Here is a 16428-nt window from a genome sequence, read left to right as displayed (position 1 = left end):
TATACGTGGACGCGCAGACACGCACCTATTTACAACACATTACGACCTTCTTCGCCGAGCGCAACATCCCCGCCTATCTGGTAGGGGGATCTGTGCGCGACCTGTTGCTCGCGCGCCCCTGCAAGGACTGGGATATCGCGTTACCAGGTGAAACACCGGCTATCGCACGTCAACTCGCGAACACACTAGGTGGCTTCTTTGCCCACATGAACGATAAGGCTTGCCGTATTACGCTTCACAGAGCGGATGGCTCGAATATGATGCTGGATATATCGCCCTGGCGCGGCTCAAGTATTGAAGAGGACCTGCACGCGCGCGATTTCACACTCAACGCTATCGCTATCGCCCTACCAGAACTCCTCACATGCCTTGAAGAGGGAGCGCCCCTCAATCTGATAGACCCGCTCTACGGTCGAGTCGATCTGGAAGCGCACACGCTGCGCGTGGTCAGCGAGCATGCATTGCGTGATGATCCGCTACGCATCCTGCGCGCCATACGCTTCAGCATTGAGCATGAACTACGCATCGAGCCACACACCGCATCGCTACTCAAGCGCGATGCCTCGCTTCTCTCTACAGTAGCAGTCGAGCGCATCCATGACGAGCTTTACGCCATCCTGCGCTTCCCCAATGTGACCCAACACCTACGCCTGCTGGATGACTATGGGATCTTCACGACACTGATCCCTGAGTTCTTACCGGCGCGTGGTATGCCACAGCCCTCACTCCATCACTGGGACGTCTTCGAACACTCATTAGAGACTCCATACTATCTACAAACACTTGAGCAACTGCTGGAAGCCAGTCCACAAGAGTTACGCACCTCACCTCTTACACAGGGCGATAGCAATGACCTCGTTGACCTACAGGCACTTCTGCAAGAGGCCGAACAGCAGGACATCTTTCATCTCGATACCCTCTCACAGCCAGAGGTCAAACTCGCGACCCTGCTTCATGATATTGGTAAGACCGTGACCTATGAGGTCGACGAGGAAGGCAATATCCACTTTTACCACCATCCACAGGCAGGCGTACCGCTAGTGCAAAGCATCCTATCACGCCTGGGAAGCAATACCGCCGACCGACGCCTGGCCCAACTTGTCGCCGCGCACCACATGCGCCCAGGGCAACTCAGCCATGATAATGTCACACCACGCGCCATCCGCCGCTACTTCGTTGACCTGGGACCAACAGGTATCCTGGTCGCACTGGTCGCACTGGCAGACCACCTCGCCATGCGGGGCCCTCTCCCTTTAACCGAAGCCTGGGGACTCCATCTGGCGACTGTACGCCTGCTCTGCGAGCGCTATATCCGCGTCCGCGACAGTATTCTTCCCCCACGCCTTCTGCAAGCCGACGAGCTTATGCACCGCCTGGAACTCAAGCCCGGACCTATTGTTGGGCAACTGCTGGAAGCTATCGCTGAAGCCCAGGCCGAAGGCATTGTACGCTCAAAACAGGACGCCCTCTGGCTCGCTAGCGAAAAGCTGGAAGAGCAGCGTGAGCCAATGTAGAACATATTTACCATACAAGCGCTTTTCACCCCATTCTCGCATTGACAAAACGTCCCCCATGACGTACCATTAGGTTGCATTATAGTGGCTTTTGACGCCAGGGCGACACCTTGTGTTCGCCCTCTCTTGCCGCTTGGAGATTGTTTTGAACACTATTGCGATTTTATACCAGGGACGAAAACAGGATACAGCGAGCTTCGCTTCCCAGTTGGTCCCCACCCTCCGTCAACAAGGATATGAAGTACGCGCTCTCGATATCCGAAAGGAGGGCAATGAGCAGCCAGATGGCGAGCTTGAAGGGTGTGACCTGGCTCTGGTCCTGGGTGGGGATGGTACTATTGTTCATGCCGCGCGCATCTGCTCATTTCTGGGTATTCCTATTGTCGGCGTCAATTTTGGTCGCGTCGGTTTCCTGACCGAGCTTGAACCCGATGAGATTTCCACCCACCTGCACTATTATCTAGAACGCGATGCCTCAGTGTGGGTAGATGAGCGAACGATGCTCCAGGCAACTATGGAGCAGAATGGGCATGAGGAGCGTTTTCTCGCGCTAAACGATATTGTGATCGCGCGTGGTGCGTGGCCTCGCGTCGTTCGCGTTCAGGTCTGGGTTGATGATTACTATTACAACACGACGACAGCCGATGGTATGATTCTCTGTACTGCGACCGGCTCGACCGCGTATAATATGGCTGTGGGGGGACCACTCCTGCATCCACAGGTGCAGAGCACCGTACTCTCACCAATCGCGCCCCACCTGGATTCCAATCGCTCTTTGATTTTGCCACCTGAAGCGCGTGTCAAACTACGCATCTTTACCGGCACACAAGACGGCGTTTTCTCCGCAGATGGTCAATTGAATCGCGAAGTCACCGATGGCGCGGTCGTCACCGTCGAAAAGAGTCCGCGTATGACCCGGTTTCTGCGCCGCCGGCCACCAACTTATTTCTACCAGATCATCAATGCCAAGCTGAAAAACGATAGTACGCAAGAAATCGAAGGAACTGGCAAGGAAGAAGCTGTAGAACACCACCATGCTACTTGAGCTGAACATTAAAGATTTTGCTATCATAGACAGCTTACACTTGCGCCTCAACCGGCAGTTTAATGTCTTTACCGGTGAAACAGGCGCGGGTAAGTCAATTATCATCGACGCCGTTAATGCTTTGCTCGGCGGAAAGATTGGCGCGGAGTTTGTACGCGCTGGTTGCGAGCGAGCTACGGTTGAGGGTATTTTCTCCATTGAAGCCCTCCCACCCGTGATCGATGAAACCGCCGAAGTGCTGGCCCATACCAACTCCAGCACACCAGTCAACCTGATTGAGGCCATCGAACAGGCAGAGACAACACGCCAGCATCGGACTGCCGATACGGAAAGCGCCGATGCCTTGATTGCTCTGGCATCACTACTGCATGAGTATGACATCGATCCAGAAGATGGTACCCTGATTCTTTCACGTGATATCTTCCGCTCAGGGCGAACTGTAGCTCGCATCAACGGACGCGCGCTCTCACAACATGTACTGCAACAGGTCGCAAGCTGGCTCGTAGATATCCATGGTCAGAGCGAGCATATGACCCTCCTGCGTCCAGATCAGCATATCAACTTCCTGGACCGCTACGCCGAAGTACTTCCGTTGCGTGATGAACTCAGCAACAAAGTAAATGAGTGGCGCAACGCGCGCAAGACGCTGCAATCGCTGCTTCAGAATGAGCGCGAGCAGGAGCAGCGCGCGGAGTTCCTGCGCTTTGAGATCGACGAGATCGAGCGCGCGGAACTTCATGTGGGCGAAATTGAAGAGTTAGAGGAAGAGCGCAAGGTTCTCAGTAATGCTGAGCGCCTACGCGAACTCTGCTCGCTAATCTATGGTGCTCTCCAGGGCTCAGACCTGGGGGATGGCGACTTCACAGCCTCGCTTGACCAGTTACGCGGTGCGCAGCGAGATCTGAGTGAGCTTAGTCGCCTTGACGCAAGCATGGAAGAACTCAACGAGACACTTGCCGAGGCTATCTACCAGCTCGAAGATGTCGCCACTACTGTTAGCAGCTATCAGTCAGACATTGAAGATAATCCCGCTCGTCTGACAGAGATTGAGGATCGCCTGGATTTGATCGCCAAGCTCAAACGCAAGTATGGAGCCAGCATTGAGGAGATCCTACAGCGTGTCGAACAGGACCGCGCCGAACTGGATACTATCGTCAATCGTGACGAATTAGTACAGAAGCTTCAGCGTGAGGACGGGATTTACCGCAAGGACATCGGCAAACTTGCCGATACGCTCTCGCAGCGCCGCCGCGAAGCAGCCCAGACCCTCGCAGTCGCGATGGAGGAGCAACTCAATGATCTCAACATGCGGCGCGCACGCTTCCAGGTTGAAATGATTCAGGTACCCGACGAAAACGGGGTGCCCTCTACAGTCAATGGTGAGCCACTTCAGCACTATGCCTGCGACAACACTGGTATCGATCACGTCCAATTCCTGATCGCACCAAATCCGGGCGAACCGTTCAAACCCTTGACCAAGATCGCCTCCGGTGGTGAAACCTCGCGCTTAATGCTGGCACTGAAGACTATCCTCGCGGGAGCAGACGCGACTCCAACGCTGATCTTTGACGAGATCGACTCGGGCATTAGCGGGCGCAGCGGTCAAGTTGTAGGCGAGAAACTCTGGCAATTGACACTCAACCACCAGGTTATTTGCGTCACCCACCTGCCGCAGATCGCAGCCTTCGCCGACACGCATTATAACGTGAACAAGCAGATTATCGACAACCGCACCATGACCATTGTGAATGAACTTCGACCAGAGCAGCGCATGCGCGAGATCTCACATATCATGGGTGGAAATGTCACCGAGTTCTCAATCAAGAGCGCCGAAGAGATGCTTGCACGCTCAGAAATGTGGAAAGAGAACTGGAAGCGCAACGTGCTTCAGAGTCGTCACAACCATAAGCAGCAATACAATCAGCAAATCGTTTAATCCGCGCGTCGAGGCGCTTGTTTCTCCTTATCCGAAAACCTGAGCGCTTCTGTTGATACGACCATCAACCCTCATACGAGGGTTGGTTTTTGCATAAGACCTTAGAGACATATCAAGCCAGTAAGCAAATCTTCGCTTATCTGGCTCTGATGTGGCAGCGCATCTCGCGCGTATACTTTGTCCACTAATCCACTAATCTTCAGGAGTTTCTATGCTTTCTTCTCTTACCCATGCCCAACAGGACGAAATCGCACGCCTGAGCGAGCGCTATGGCACCCCAATCCTTCTCAACGCCGAACTCTATACCGGTGATGATTATGAACCACTCAACAAACCAGATCGCTATGGCGAGGTCTGTATGGTGGTACGTCGTCAAAATGGTCGCCTGATTACTATGAAGAAGGACTTCTATCCACCCAACACCTTTCGCCTGCTGACCGGGGGAATCAATCATGGCGAGAGTATCTATGATGGGTTGCTACGCGAAACCCAGGAGGAGACCGGGCTCCAGGTCAATATCACACGCTTCCTGGCTATTGTAGCCTATGAAACAGAAACACCTAAGACACGCCCCTCCTTTTATACCTTCGCCTTCCTACTTGACGAGGTAGGTGGTATGCTAGGCGCTATCGATGAGGACGAAGCTGTTGAAGCCTTCCGTGAGATCGAGCCCTCCGAACTGCCCACGCTCGCGGACCAGCTTGAGAGCTTGAGCTCTGATCGAAAACGACCTAACCAGAAACTCGGTGATTGGGGCGATTGGGGACGCTTTCGCGCCGTGATCCATCGTGTTGTCTGGGATACTTTACGGGACTGATGTGCTTGCTCACCACCTCCTACGCCCCTCGACGACCTATGCTATAATATGCCTGGACATTTCTGCTTTTCACTGGTATACCTTGTTGTAAATGCTGGCAGAAAGCTGTGAACGACTGCGGGGCTTGCAGATTTTTCTCTCGATTCGTGCGGGGATACTGCAATATGCTTATAATTAATATGCTTTGATATGAGCCCAGACAGCAGTCACCAGCAAGTCTTGATGCGAAACAGGGTCGCCCCTCGTACGGGGGCACAACTCCGCTGCCAAGGGATATCCACCAACGCAGAGAGCATTTGCATACATCTCGATTTACCATCCCGAAACGTTAAGGACACCTTTCTCATGAGCAAGAAATTTATGAGCACCTTGCTGCTCTTCCTTGTATTTATTGGCTTTTTGTTCTGGGGCCTTTCGATGCTGGTTTCAACTCTCAGCGCCCCCCAGGTCGATGGCGAATATATTGTCTATTCCATTCTCATTCTGATCTGCGCGGGGTACGCGCTATTCTCCATCATCTTACTTCCACGCAAGAAGATGCACTAACCTAGCGCACACAACACTTCAATAGATCATACACATACGCGCCTGGCAGAGCACAAGTAGCGAGCGATGCCCTGCCGCCGAACGCGTGTGATCTATTTTGCGCCTTATCCAAAAACCTGAGCACCGGAGCCACTAGCCACGACAAGCGGCATTGGTTTTCGCTTAGGACCCGAATGAGATATTAAAAGAGCATAGGAACTCGCCCATGATTGATGAACTCCCCCGGCGGGGGCAACCGTCATTCGCCTTGCTACTCCCGCTGATATAGAGCAGATCGACTATTTAGACAGTTTCAGTCACTCGCCGACGCGCTCCATTCACCGCGAGATCGAGAAATACTTTGGCTCGGTCGATCCCTCCACGCACGAATACACTCTGATCTTCCTCGCGGAGGTAAATGGTGTCGCTTGCGCCAAAGCGGAATTGATGTTGCCACCAACCGGAACCTCAGAGCAAGTTGGCTACGTCAAACGAGTCATAGTCCATCCAGACCAACGGAAGCAGGGTCTCTCCAGACTCCTAATGCAACATATTATTCAGTTCGCGCGCGAAGAACGGCATATCGAGGCAATCGACCTCATTGTATGGGAGAGTAACGTGCCTGCTATCCAACTCTACGAGTCACTTGGCTTTACCTTACAGCATCGCGAGCTCTATTATCGCCTGCGCATCTAGGCTCAACAATTCATATCTTCCACCATCGTGTTTCATTCGTCCGCCTCTCTTTTGTGACGCATTCACACCTAGCTTCGTTATAAGACGTGGACCGAGAGAGAAGGCATTTTGAGCCAGCGTGTAGCTGCCGTTCTAGTCCATCCTCATGGCGACGTTCAACGTCCCACTCGGTTACTTTGATGGGAGGCAAAAGAGGCTTTATTCTGGGGCGACATACTGCTGTCACTACTCCTTCGCCAGGGGGATCCCTCGACTCTACCCACGAATAAAGCAGGTACAATAACGTAATGATGGTACAGCGATCTGTTCTTACGCAGACCACTCAACCTGTAAAGAGAACATCTCGACAAATGCTCGATACATGGCTAACTCGTCTGATGAACGTCTTTTTTACGAGAGATGTTTCTCCTGAAAATCATGTGGTCGTGGATTTACAAAGACGTGGAACCTGGATTGGGCTCGCTCTCATACTACAATCGCTCAATGAGATCGACCACGATTGGTACATTCCTTATCTAGGACCCTTTGGTTCCTTAATTCCTTTCGTGCTGATCCTTGGCAGCTTCTACGCAATGTGGATGGCGCTTCGCCCGGCTCCACAATCTCGCCCCACCTCCGTCCGTCAACTGCATCCCGCACGCTGGCAGAAGATTGTAGTCCTGCTAACGCTGCTTCTCACGCTTGGGGGAGCTATTTTGCTTGGGCGTGGCATTGTAATGTGTTTCTTGCCAGCTCAGTATTCCAATGATGGCACGTCGCTCGATACAAATGCCGCAATGCTGCTCCTCGAAGGACACAATCCCTATACAGACTCGAATATGCTGGATATCTATCGCAACCAGCACTTCACGCTTGAGCCCAACTGGACTACCCCTCTGCGTCAGGGACAATTCGCCAACCGCTACGATTACCCTTCCATTGCTGAATTCCGTAGCGTGCTGGATACCGCGCTCAAAGCCGGTGAAACCAACGAATTTGAGTCAAAAGTCAGCTATCCATCACTCTCGTTTCTGACTCTTGTTCCGTTCGCTTTATTCAAAAACTACAATGTACTCCCCTTCTATCTGGTGAGTTACCTTGTCATAATCGCGATTGCCTGGAAACTCGCGCGGCCTGAGTTGCGCCCCTGGGTGCTTCTGCTGAGCTTCGCGAATGTCCCGATGTGGGGCTCGACGATTGGCGGCAACCTGGATGTCTTCTGCACCTTGCTGCTCGTCGTGGCTTGGCTGCTCCGCGATAAACGCTGGTGGTCACCTATCGTCTTTGGCCTAGCTCTAGCAAGCAAGCAGACAGCATGGTTCCTCGCGCCATTCTACTTTGTTATGCTCTGGCGACACTATGGTCTGAAGGCTGCGATCATTCGCTGCTCGCTCTCGGCTTCGATTCTCCTGGTCACGAATCTGCCCTTCATTCTCTGGGCACCTCACGCCTGGATTTCGGGTGTGCTCGCTCCAATGGCTGATCCGATGTTCCCCATGGGGGTGGGCCTGATTAATCTAAGTGTTACGCACCTGATTCCATTCCTGCCAACTAGCGCATATTCAACGCTTGAGGCAGTGGCGATCATGGCAATGCTCTATGTCTACTGGCGCATATGCCGCTGGAAGCCGGAAGCGGTGTTCTTGCTCGCCGTTATCCCGCTATTCTTTGCCTGGCGGAGCTTGCCATCGTACTTCTACTGCGCGGCTTTCCCCATCTTCATGATGATTAGCTCGAAGCGCACACCGCTGTTGCCGCAAGCAGCGATGGAGTCCGAGGTCGCACACAACCTACCTGCTCAAAGCAAGGTGCGCATCGCACCATCGTTTAACGCCCGGGCTTCCATTTAGCAAGCCTATCATCCCATCAAAGTTTTCTGGACGAGTGTTCTTCTGGCACGAACACTCGTCTCTTTTTATCCATTACTTCTTATGCGGAAACCAATTCCACTCGCATTCAGATGCCCAATCTTCGTGCCATTATCCCCTCACCAATACATCAGCTCAATCATCGCTATAGATAAAAGCAACGCTATAAAATTATTGGTCCGCTCGACTCTTACCTCACTTCGTGGTACAATCCACAGGATACTATGTTGTGAGGTGCGCGCTCAATTATGGCACGGAAGAAAGAAACAACCATCACTCTGACTGATGAAGAGCAGCAGCAAATACAGCATTTGCTGACACAATATCATGACCTGGCGAGGCGTCTCAAGCCGGACGCCGATATCGCTTCAACTGTAAGCACACTTGATGAGCTTCTAGCCCTTTCACCCACCGCTCAACTGGCGATGCTCAAAGAACTGGGGAAAGAGCAGAACAGTGATGCCGCCAATGTGCTGCTCGCGATCAATACAGTGAGCCAGGATAAAGAGGTTCGCAAGGAGGCACGGCGCTCGCTGCTCCGCCTGGAAGGTGTCTCAGTACAACCAACATGGCAGGCTCCTGCTACTCGAACCTCTGTTGTTGAAGTGAAGGTAGAGAACCCTAAGCGCTTCTGGAAGGCATACGTTACACCATCACGTGAACAGGGTGAAGTCATACTCACACTGCACTGGGAGCTGGGCTACGACTATAGCGACGTCCAGACATTCATGTTTTTGCTTGACTTCTGGCGTCAAGGCGTCAATGGTTTTGAAGCAGAGACGCTTGGCAAGCGGCGTACCCAGGAGAAGATCGAAGAGCGCAAAGCACAAATTGATGGATCAATGGTTGAGTGTAGCCTGGCTGAGGCGAAACGTCTCCTTGAGGAGGCGCTCTCTGTCAATGCCTGGCGCAGCACCCCACTTCCTCAACAGTATCGCCAGTTTGAAAGCACGCTTTCAAAGCGCGTCTTCCAGGCTCAGGACCTCGGTCAGGATCGCGGACGAACCTTCCTCTATCCCGAGATGGAGGCTCAGGAGGTTGCCCTCAACTTCGTGGGGGCATGGGCAATGGGCGACTATGGACTGACGTATGATCTGCTCAGCCACGATAGCACACTGTTAAAAGACCTCACACGCGATCAGTGGATTGAGCAGCACCGCCAATGGGCCAGTGAGGCACGCCCGTCTCGCCTTGAACTGAGTTTCGTGCATGAGCATGAAAACAAACAGAGCGGACTCTGGCTACCTTCACATGCCACCGCAGGACAAAGCAACACCAAAGAGATTGAGATTAGCTGGTCACTTGAGATAAGCGAAACAATGCTCAGTGGGACCCTCGCTGAGATGCCAATGGGGACAGCGGTTAATAGGGAGACAGGGCGACGCTGGTTCTGGACACTCTTCAAGGTAGTTCGCTCTCATAATGAGTGGCGCATCCAGCGTATCAACGACGAGGGAGCCCGTATTCAAGGTCTTCCTATTGAAGAGATTCAGAAGCAGGTCAGGGAGCACGAAAAGAGATACGAAGAGCTCAACAAACGTCAGCAGGCTCAACCCAATCCCGAAGAAATGCAAGCTATTCTCGATGAGTTGGTACGGGACGCGAGCCAGGATCTCCATTACCAGGACGCGCTAATCGCGCTGCTCTCACTTGATCGTCAGCCATATGAGGTCGCGTTGGGGCGCGCGATGATGCTGGGCAATCCCGAACGAGCGATGGTTTACCTTCAGCGCCTGGTGCAACGCTTCCCTGAGAACCTGGAAGAGATGCTCCATACGCTCGCTTCTACCTACGTTACCTATGCCTACAGTCAGCGCATACAGGATATGCCCGAACGTCAACGTCACTTTCTGGATATGGCGGAAGCGACGCTGCATGAGGCAGGAGAACTACATCATAGCGTGACCAACCATATCCTGCTGGCGGAACTCTATACCAGCCAGGAGCGCAATGACGAGGCCGAAGCCGAATTACATCGGGCCAGAGAACTGAAGCCCAATCGAGACGAAGAGAGTTCCATTGAAGCCAATCTCGGCGCGCTCGCCCTACGCCGCGAGCAGATGGCTGAAGCGCTTACGCACTTCGAACGAGCCTCACAGCTCAAACCAGACATGCCCGGCATCTGGTTTAATCTGGGCTTCACACATCGCCTTCTTGGGCACTTTGACGCTGCCGAGACACACTATAAACGCGCTATTGAGCAGAACCCGCAGGATATTCGCGCCTACTCAGAGCTCATAGCGGTCTATATGAACCGTCCAGACCAGCAGGCGGCACGGCGCACAGTGGAACGGGGACTTGCGGCGAATCCAACCTCAGCCCATCTGCTTGCGCTCCACGCCTCAGTCCTACATGTCCTTGGAGACGAGCGCACCGCCCGCCGCCAGCTTGATCTTGCGATGCGAATCGATCCTAACCTGGATGTCGTACAGGCGGCGTATCAACAGCTACAAAAGAAGAAATAGCCGTCAGGCATGCTCTATGTGCATGGGTGTATATACTCACACGCTCATCAAAACAAACGCAAGAATATACACCCTACCCATAAACTCTGTGTTCACAGTTGATATATAGGTCTTATGCGGACACCAACGCGCTGCTGTGCCTCACATGGAGTCGCGTCTAGCGCTGACCCCATGCAGGGGCACGGCGCGCTCAGGTGTCCGCATAAGGAGATTGCAAGTTGAGAGGGGAAAGGATACGTGTCACAGAAACCATCAAAAGTAAGAGCCAAACAGCCACAACCAACACAGCAAATCGTCACGCTGTCTCTAGATGAGCAAACATGGGGAAAACCACAAATAACCATTTACCAATCAGTCACCCACGCACTTCATAAAACTAGCATCAACCAGAGGTCACCACAAACGCGTAATCCTATATATGCGCATACTGAGCCAGTGGAACAGATCCTGGAACTACAAGAGATTTGAACTTCACCGCCATGCCGTCGATGAACTCATATTGAATTCACCAGACGCTTGGGAAGAAATGAGGATACAGCGACCATGACAGAAGGATATGAACAGGATACCAACGCAATGCAACAGATCCAGGCTCTCTTCGAGAGCTTCTTCGCGGGAGACGATCTCTTTGAGCCGACCGTGCAGGATTTCTTCGACGCGTGGTCCGAGGGCAACTATGGGGATGCTTACGACCTGCTAGCCAACGATAGCCCACTACGTCAAGGTCTCGCACGTGATAAATGGATCGAGCTTCGTGAGCAGTGGCGCGCGGAAGCCCAACCAGCTAACTTCCGCCCTGGCGCTATCGAAGAACGCATTGAAGATGAGGACGAGGAGGAGGACGAAGACGAGGAAGAATTGGACAGCGAGGAGGACGAAGACATCGATGAGGACGAGGAGGAGGAAGACGAGGACTATGAAGAAGAGGGCATTGTCGACGTTTGCTGGTCCATTGAGATGAATGAGACCCCGCTCTCCGCGCGTCTGCCAGAACTTCCCAAGGCGACTATCACCTACGGCGAGACCCGACGCCACTGGTTCTGGTCCAGCTATCAACTCACCACGGCAGGCAATGAAGCCCGCATCGTCTCTATGACTGACGAAGGCTCGCAAATTGCCCAACTCCCATATGCAGAGCTAGAGCAGCGCATAGAGGAACTCCAGGAGAACTTCGCCCGCCTTGCTGAAAAGATGGAAGAGGAAGAAGAGAATAAGAAGGATCTTGTCGATGACGAGGACGAGGAATTAGAGAACGATATCATTACCGAATCCCTCTCAGAGGTATTACAAGGCGTCATGCTAACGGCCAAAGGGCTGCAATATCACGACGCGCTCCTGGCAAATGATGCTCAGATAACACCGGAATTACTAGAAACAGCCGCCAAGCTGGCGGAGACCGCACAAGACCTTGAGCGATCCGCTAGCTATCTCCAAATATTGGCAGACCGTTATCCCGCCCAGAACGCGTTGCCGCTTGTTAGCCTTGCTAACGTGCAGCAGCGCATCGCGCAAACTCAAGAAGAGACCGATGGGCAGTATACTACACGCTTCTTCCAACTGGCGGAGAAGAACTTACGCGCAAGCCTGAAGCAAGAAAAGACAGCCATGGCGCTGATCCTCCTTGCCCAACAACTCTCCCACGAATACGCGAAATTCGACGAGGCTGAAGAGCTTCTGAAGGAAGCCGAAAAGCTTTCACCCAACGCAAATGAAGCGCTGATGATCGCGGTCAATTATGGTATGATCGCCGAATATCGCAACGATATTGAGCAGGCTATCCAGCACTACCTACGTGCGACAAGTATCGCGCCGGACTTCCCCAACATCTGGAATAATATTGGCTATCTCCAGATGAACATGGAGGATTACGACGAAGCTGAGAAGAGTCTCCTGCATAGCATCGACTATGACCCTCAAAACACCGAGGCATATATCCACCTGGCAGACCTCTACACTCAGATACGAGAAGACCTCGATGGCGCTGAAGATGTCCTGCTTCAGGGGCTTGAAGTAGCCGATGAGGATGTTGGCATCGTTGGCAAACTAGCTGAGGTCTACATCAACAAAGGAAACCTCGACGAGGCTGAGCGTTTCCTTGATGTAGCGGAAGAGCTCGCCCCGGACGCAGCCTTTGTGCAGGAGCTACGCGCTGCTTACACGCAGGCACGGACAGAAAAGAGACGAGCGATGAAGACCCGAGCCGATCAGCGTCGTGTAAGCAAGAACAATAAACCAAAGAAGCATAAGAAATAGTATGACAGAGAGCACTTATATCCATGAGGAGCGAGCCATCCATTACCATACGGTAACTCTTGGCTCCCTTCAACGCTCGGGACACGCAACCGCTGAAATTCACTTTCCAGGTGGCGAGGGGGAGGAGCCAAAGCTCCTCCAACTTGCCATCCCGGCAGGCTTACCCGGCGAACGCGTGACCATTGCCGTCGAAGACCCGCCCACACCTAAAACTGGGCGTCGCAGCCGCCGCTGGAAGCCACGCCCTCCACGAGCCTGGATCACAGAGATTCATGAGCCTGCGCCCGAGCGGGTTGTAGCCCCTTGCCCTGTATTTGGTACCTGTGGCGGCTGCCAGCTTCAACATATGCAATACGAAAACCAGTTGATCTGGAAACGCGAGATGGTAGGGCAGCTCTTACGCGAGGTTGGACAATTTACAGATCCTCCTTTGCTTGAGACCGTCCCCTGCGAGATCCCCTGGAATTATCGCAATCAGATGCGCTTTTCTGTTAACCGTGAGGGGCAGCTTGGGCTGACGGCGCGCGGGACACATCGCGTTCTACCGCTCATCTCCTGCCCTATCGCGCATGAGCGGATTAACCGCGCGCTTAGTGTGCTCAGCCAATACCAGCATCCGCGCCCACAGGTAATTATTCGCTACGGCGTCAATACCGAGCAGATGCTCTTACAGCCGCAACAGTCGGAAGAGATAAATCATCAACTCAACGACATGGGAATGACTGTATGCGCAGAGACCATGGAAGAGCAGGTGGGTGGCGAGACTTTCCGTATCCGCCCAAGCTCGTTTTTCCAGACCAATACGCCGCAGGCTGAGAAAATGGCACATATGGTTATGGATGGTCTGCTCTCGCATCGGCAGCCAGATGAGGACCCGGCAAAGCTCACTATCGTTGATGCCTATTGTGGTGTGGGAACCTTTGCCCTCCTTATGGCACCTCACTTCGGTCGCATCATCGCCATTGAGGAGTCTCCCAGCGCGATTAAGGATGCCCAGTGGAACGCCCGTGAGACCAGCAATGTTGAGATTCTCAAAGGGAAAGTAGAAGATGTACTACCAGATCTAAGCGCCCAGGTGGATGGCTTCGTTATCGATCCACCACGCGCGGGCTGCCAGCCAGTCGTTCTAGAGACGCTATTGCGCTACCCGGTTGGACGTATCGTCTACATTTCATGCGAGCCATCTACGCTCGCGCGAGACCTGGATACCCTCTGCCACGGCGAAGAGAAGACGTATCGTCTAACCTCAATCCAGCCACTCGATATGTTTCCGCAAACCGCGCATATCGAATGTATCGCGGTTCTTGAGCGTAATTAAGCAACCATAGATCTGATCTCGTCTCTGTAAATAGTTATTACCCAGGTAAATATCTTATGCTAAATCATCAGAAATCTTTACTGCTAGCCTCCGCCTCCCCCCGGCGGCGGCAGATTATCGCCGCGCTCAATATACCTTATACCATTGGTATCGCTCCCATCGACGAGGACGCCATGCAGACCCATTATCGTGGCCCTATCGATGGCCTCGCACAATGGACAGCGGCCCACAAGGCCCTTGGCGCTCTCACAATGCCCGAGGCCCGCTCCAACCTGGTCGTAACCGCAGATACGACGGTCCTTCTTGACGATCAGGTACTCGGCAAACCACGCGATGAGGAGCACGCGCGATCACTCCTGCGCTCGCTTCGTGGTCGCTGGCATCGTGTGGTCACTGGTGTTGTCGTCGCTTCAATCATCGATGGACAGATTACTATGCATGGTTCTAGCCAGATGACACCAGTCTTGATGCGTCCCTACACAGATGAAGAGATCGATGCCTATATCGCCAGCGGCGACCCAATGGACAAAGCAGGCGCGTATGGTGTGCAGAATCCCGACTTCCAACCGACCGAGCGCATTCAAGGATGTTATCTGAACGTGGTCGGGCTTCCACTCTGTACCCTTGTTGAGTTGCTGGCTCACTTTGGAGTGGCTCCCCTGAGCGAGCCCGTCGAGGACCCCGCCTGTCCTTGCTGCCCCTGGTCAGAGCGCTTCGCGCGCAGAGAGGAAGCCAGCGCCTGATTCCAAGCACCACGCCCACTCAAGCAAACCAGATACGAGGACGCTACGCACCTAGCCCAACTGGAGACTTACATATGGGTAATCTGCGCACGGCTCTGCTAGCCTGGCTGTGCGCACGCCTTGAGCAGGGTTGCTTCATTCTACGCATCGAGGACCTCGATCTTCCACGCGTGCGCTTCGGAGCAACTGAACGAATGCTTTATGATCTGCGCTGGCTCGGTCTGGATTGGGATGAGGGACCCGATTGTGGTGGTCCACATGCCCCCTATACACAGAGCGAGCGACTGCATCACTATCATACGTATCTAAAGCAGCTTGAGCAGGCAGATCTCATCTATCCCTGCTATTGCAGCCGGGCCGAGATCGTGCACGCGGCGAGCGCACCCCAACAAGGTGCCGAGGATGGTCCACGCTATCCCGGCACCTGCCGCAACTTGAGTACTCGCCAGCGCCAGGAACGCGCCCGTGTACGCCAGCCCTCGCTCCGCTTCCGCGTGCCAGAGAAGAGCGTCATACGCTTCAATGATCTCGTCGCGGGTCCGGTAGAACAGGACGTTGGGCAGGTGGTTGGAGATTTCATCGTGCGCCGCTCGGATGGCATCTTCGCTTACCAGTTTGCGGTCGTCGTCGATGACGCGCTCATGCGTATCAATCAGGTAGTGCGAGGTGTGGACCTGCTCTCATCCGCTGCGCGCCAGCTTCTCCTCTTCCGCGTACTAGGCTTCCCCGAACCAACCTTCGCGCATATGCCCCTGATCATGGACAACGATACAGGCAAGCGGCTCTCCAAGCGTGATGGTAGTATGGGGCTGGCTCCCCTACGAGCCGCAGGGCAGACACCCCAACATATCATCGGACAGCTTGCGACAAGTTGTGGCCTGATTCCCGATGGTACTCTTCTCACTCCTTCACAGCTTCTCTCAGCCTGTCACCGGTCTCTATATGATATAATGGCAAAAATCACGCTATAGTTAGCCCAAATACCGCCTTTCCATGGCGCAACGCCGCGCCTTGTGGGAGGTTGTATAGGCACTTCAAAGACGAGCAATATGTCGCAACACAGGCGATAGTCATTGACAAAGGAGTCATGCCCTGACAATGAACTACCGATACTGATTGATAACATGTTGTATGCTGTCCTATTGCGTGCATTACTCCCGTCACTTACTCCTTAAATCGAAAACCTGAGCACAGAGCGCTAGCCACCGTTCGGGCAACATTGGTTTTCGTCTAAGACCTTAGTGGCAAGCAGCATGACAGCATAACCTA

The 16428-nt window shown here is 53.5% G+C and carries 13 protein-coding genes; all 13 read left to right on the top strand.

What is annotated here, in order from left to right; translation table 11 throughout:
• Nucleotides 1-5 precede the first annotated feature (5 nt).
• The gene (locus K3T82_RS17020) at nt 6-1514 is read left to right on the top strand and encodes a tRNA nucleotidyltransferase/poly(A) polymerase-related protein (RefSeq protein ID WP_220194634.1); all 1509 of its coding nucleotides are present in this window, start codon (nt 6-8) and stop codon (nt 1512-1514) included.
• A gap of 145 nt (nt 1515-1659) precedes the next feature.
• Entirely contained in the window at nt 1660-2559 is a 900-nt protein-coding gene (locus K3T82_RS17015) for an NAD(+)/NADH kinase (protein ID WP_220194633.1), read from the top strand.
• Nucleotides 2549-4495: a DNA repair protein RecN gene (gene recN, locus K3T82_RS17010; RefSeq protein ID WP_220194632.1), complete on the top strand. Its 1947-nt coding sequence runs from the start codon at nt 2549-2551 to the stop codon at nt 4493-4495. Before K3T82_RS17015 ends, recN begins: the two co-directional genes overlap by 11 nt.
• Nucleotides 4496-4706: 211 nt before the next feature.
• On the top strand, nt 4707-5312 hold the full coding sequence (locus K3T82_RS17005; RefSeq protein ID WP_220194631.1) for an NUDIX hydrolase: 606 nt from the start codon (nt 4707-4709) through the stop codon (nt 5310-5312).
• A gap of 345 nt (nt 5313-5657) precedes the next feature.
• Nucleotides 5658-5858, top strand: a complete 201-nt coding sequence (locus K3T82_RS17000) for a hypothetical protein (RefSeq protein WP_220194630.1) — start codon at nt 5658-5660, stop codon at nt 5856-5858.
• 240 nt (nt 5859-6098) lie between these two features.
• The gene (locus K3T82_RS16995; RefSeq protein WP_220195127.1) at nt 6099-6533 is read left to right on the top strand and encodes a GNAT family N-acetyltransferase; all 435 of its coding nucleotides are present in this window, start codon (nt 6099-6101) and stop codon (nt 6531-6533) included.
• Nucleotides 6534-6883: 350 nt separating this feature from the next.
• Nucleotides 6884-8362: a hypothetical protein gene (locus tag K3T82_RS16990; RefSeq protein WP_220194629.1), complete on the top strand. Its 1479-nt coding sequence runs from the start codon at nt 6884-6886 to the stop codon at nt 8360-8362.
• A 266-nt stretch (nt 8363-8628) separates the two neighbouring features.
• Nucleotides 8629-10845 carry a tetratricopeptide repeat protein gene (locus K3T82_RS16985; RefSeq protein WP_220194628.1) on the top strand — a complete coding sequence of 739 codons (2217 nt, stop codon included), beginning with the start codon at nt 8629-8631 and terminating at the stop codon, nt 10843-10845.
• Between the two features lie 237 nt (nt 10846-11082).
• Nucleotides 11083-11313 carry a hypothetical protein gene (locus K3T82_RS16980; protein ID WP_220194627.1) on the top strand — a complete coding sequence of 77 codons (231 nt, stop codon included), beginning with the start codon at nt 11083-11085 and terminating at the stop codon, nt 11311-11313.
• A 75-nt stretch (nt 11314-11388) separates the two neighbouring features.
• Nucleotides 11389-13098 (top strand): tetratricopeptide repeat protein, encoded by a 1710-nt coding sequence (locus tag K3T82_RS16975; protein ID WP_220194626.1) that lies wholly within the window; start codon nt 11389-11391, stop codon nt 13096-13098.
• A 1-nt stretch (nt 13099) separates the two neighbouring features.
• On the top strand, nt 13100-14416 hold the full coding sequence (locus K3T82_RS16970) for a class I SAM-dependent RNA methyltransferase (RefSeq protein ID WP_220194625.1): 1317 nt from the start codon (nt 13100-13102) through the stop codon (nt 14414-14416).
• A 56-nt stretch (nt 14417-14472) separates the two neighbouring features.
• On the top strand, nt 14473-15159 hold the full coding sequence (locus K3T82_RS16965) for a Maf family protein (RefSeq protein WP_220194624.1): 687 nt from the start codon (nt 14473-14475) through the stop codon (nt 15157-15159).
• A complete protein-coding gene (gene gluQRS / locus K3T82_RS16960) occupies nt 15156-16130 on the top strand; it encodes a tRNA glutamyl-Q(34) synthetase GluQRS (RefSeq protein ID WP_420799307.1) in 975 nt (324 codons plus the stop codon). The genes K3T82_RS16965 and gluQRS overlap by 4 nt, the downstream gene beginning before the upstream one ends.
• Nucleotides 16131-16428: the final 298 nt, after the last annotated feature.

This window comes from Ktedonospora formicarum (genome assembly GCF_016587355.1).
Classification (GTDB): Bacteria; Chloroflexota; Ktedonobacteria; order Ktedonobacterales; family Ktedonobacteraceae; genus Ktedonobacter; species Ktedonobacter formicarum.
The sequence above is the reverse complement of the archived record's forward strand: the minus strand, read 5'-3'. Positions and strand labels throughout refer to the sequence as shown.

Excerpts from the sequence above, each read along its gene's own strand:
- recN (WP_220194632.1), top strand. The coding sequence starts at position 2,549 with ATGCTACTTGAGCTGAACATTAAAGATTTTGCTATCATAGACAGCTTA.
- K3T82_RS17000 (WP_220194630.1), top strand. The coding sequence starts at position 5,658 with ATGAGCAAGAAATTTATGAGCACCTTGCTGCTCTTCCTTGTATTTATT.
- K3T82_RS16985 (WP_220194628.1), top strand. The coding sequence starts at position 8,629 with ATGGCACGGAAGAAAGAAACAACCATCACTCTGACTGATGAAGAGCAG.
- K3T82_RS16970 (WP_220194625.1), top strand. The coding sequence starts at position 13,100 with ATGACAGAGAGCACTTATATCCATGAGGAGCGAGCCATCCATTACCAT.
- K3T82_RS16965 (WP_220194624.1), top strand. The coding sequence starts at position 14,473 with ATGCTAAATCATCAGAAATCTTTACTGCTAGCCTCCGCCTCCCCCCGG.
- K3T82_RS16990 (WP_220194629.1), top strand. The coding sequence starts at position 6,884 with ATGCTCGATACATGGCTAACTCGTCTGATGAACGTCTTTTTTACGAGA.
- K3T82_RS16975 (WP_220194626.1), top strand. The coding sequence starts at position 11,389 with ATGACAGAAGGATATGAACAGGATACCAACGCAATGCAACAGATCCAG.
- K3T82_RS17005 (WP_220194631.1), top strand. The coding sequence starts at position 4,707 with ATGCTTTCTTCTCTTACCCATGCCCAACAGGACGAAATCGCACGCCTG.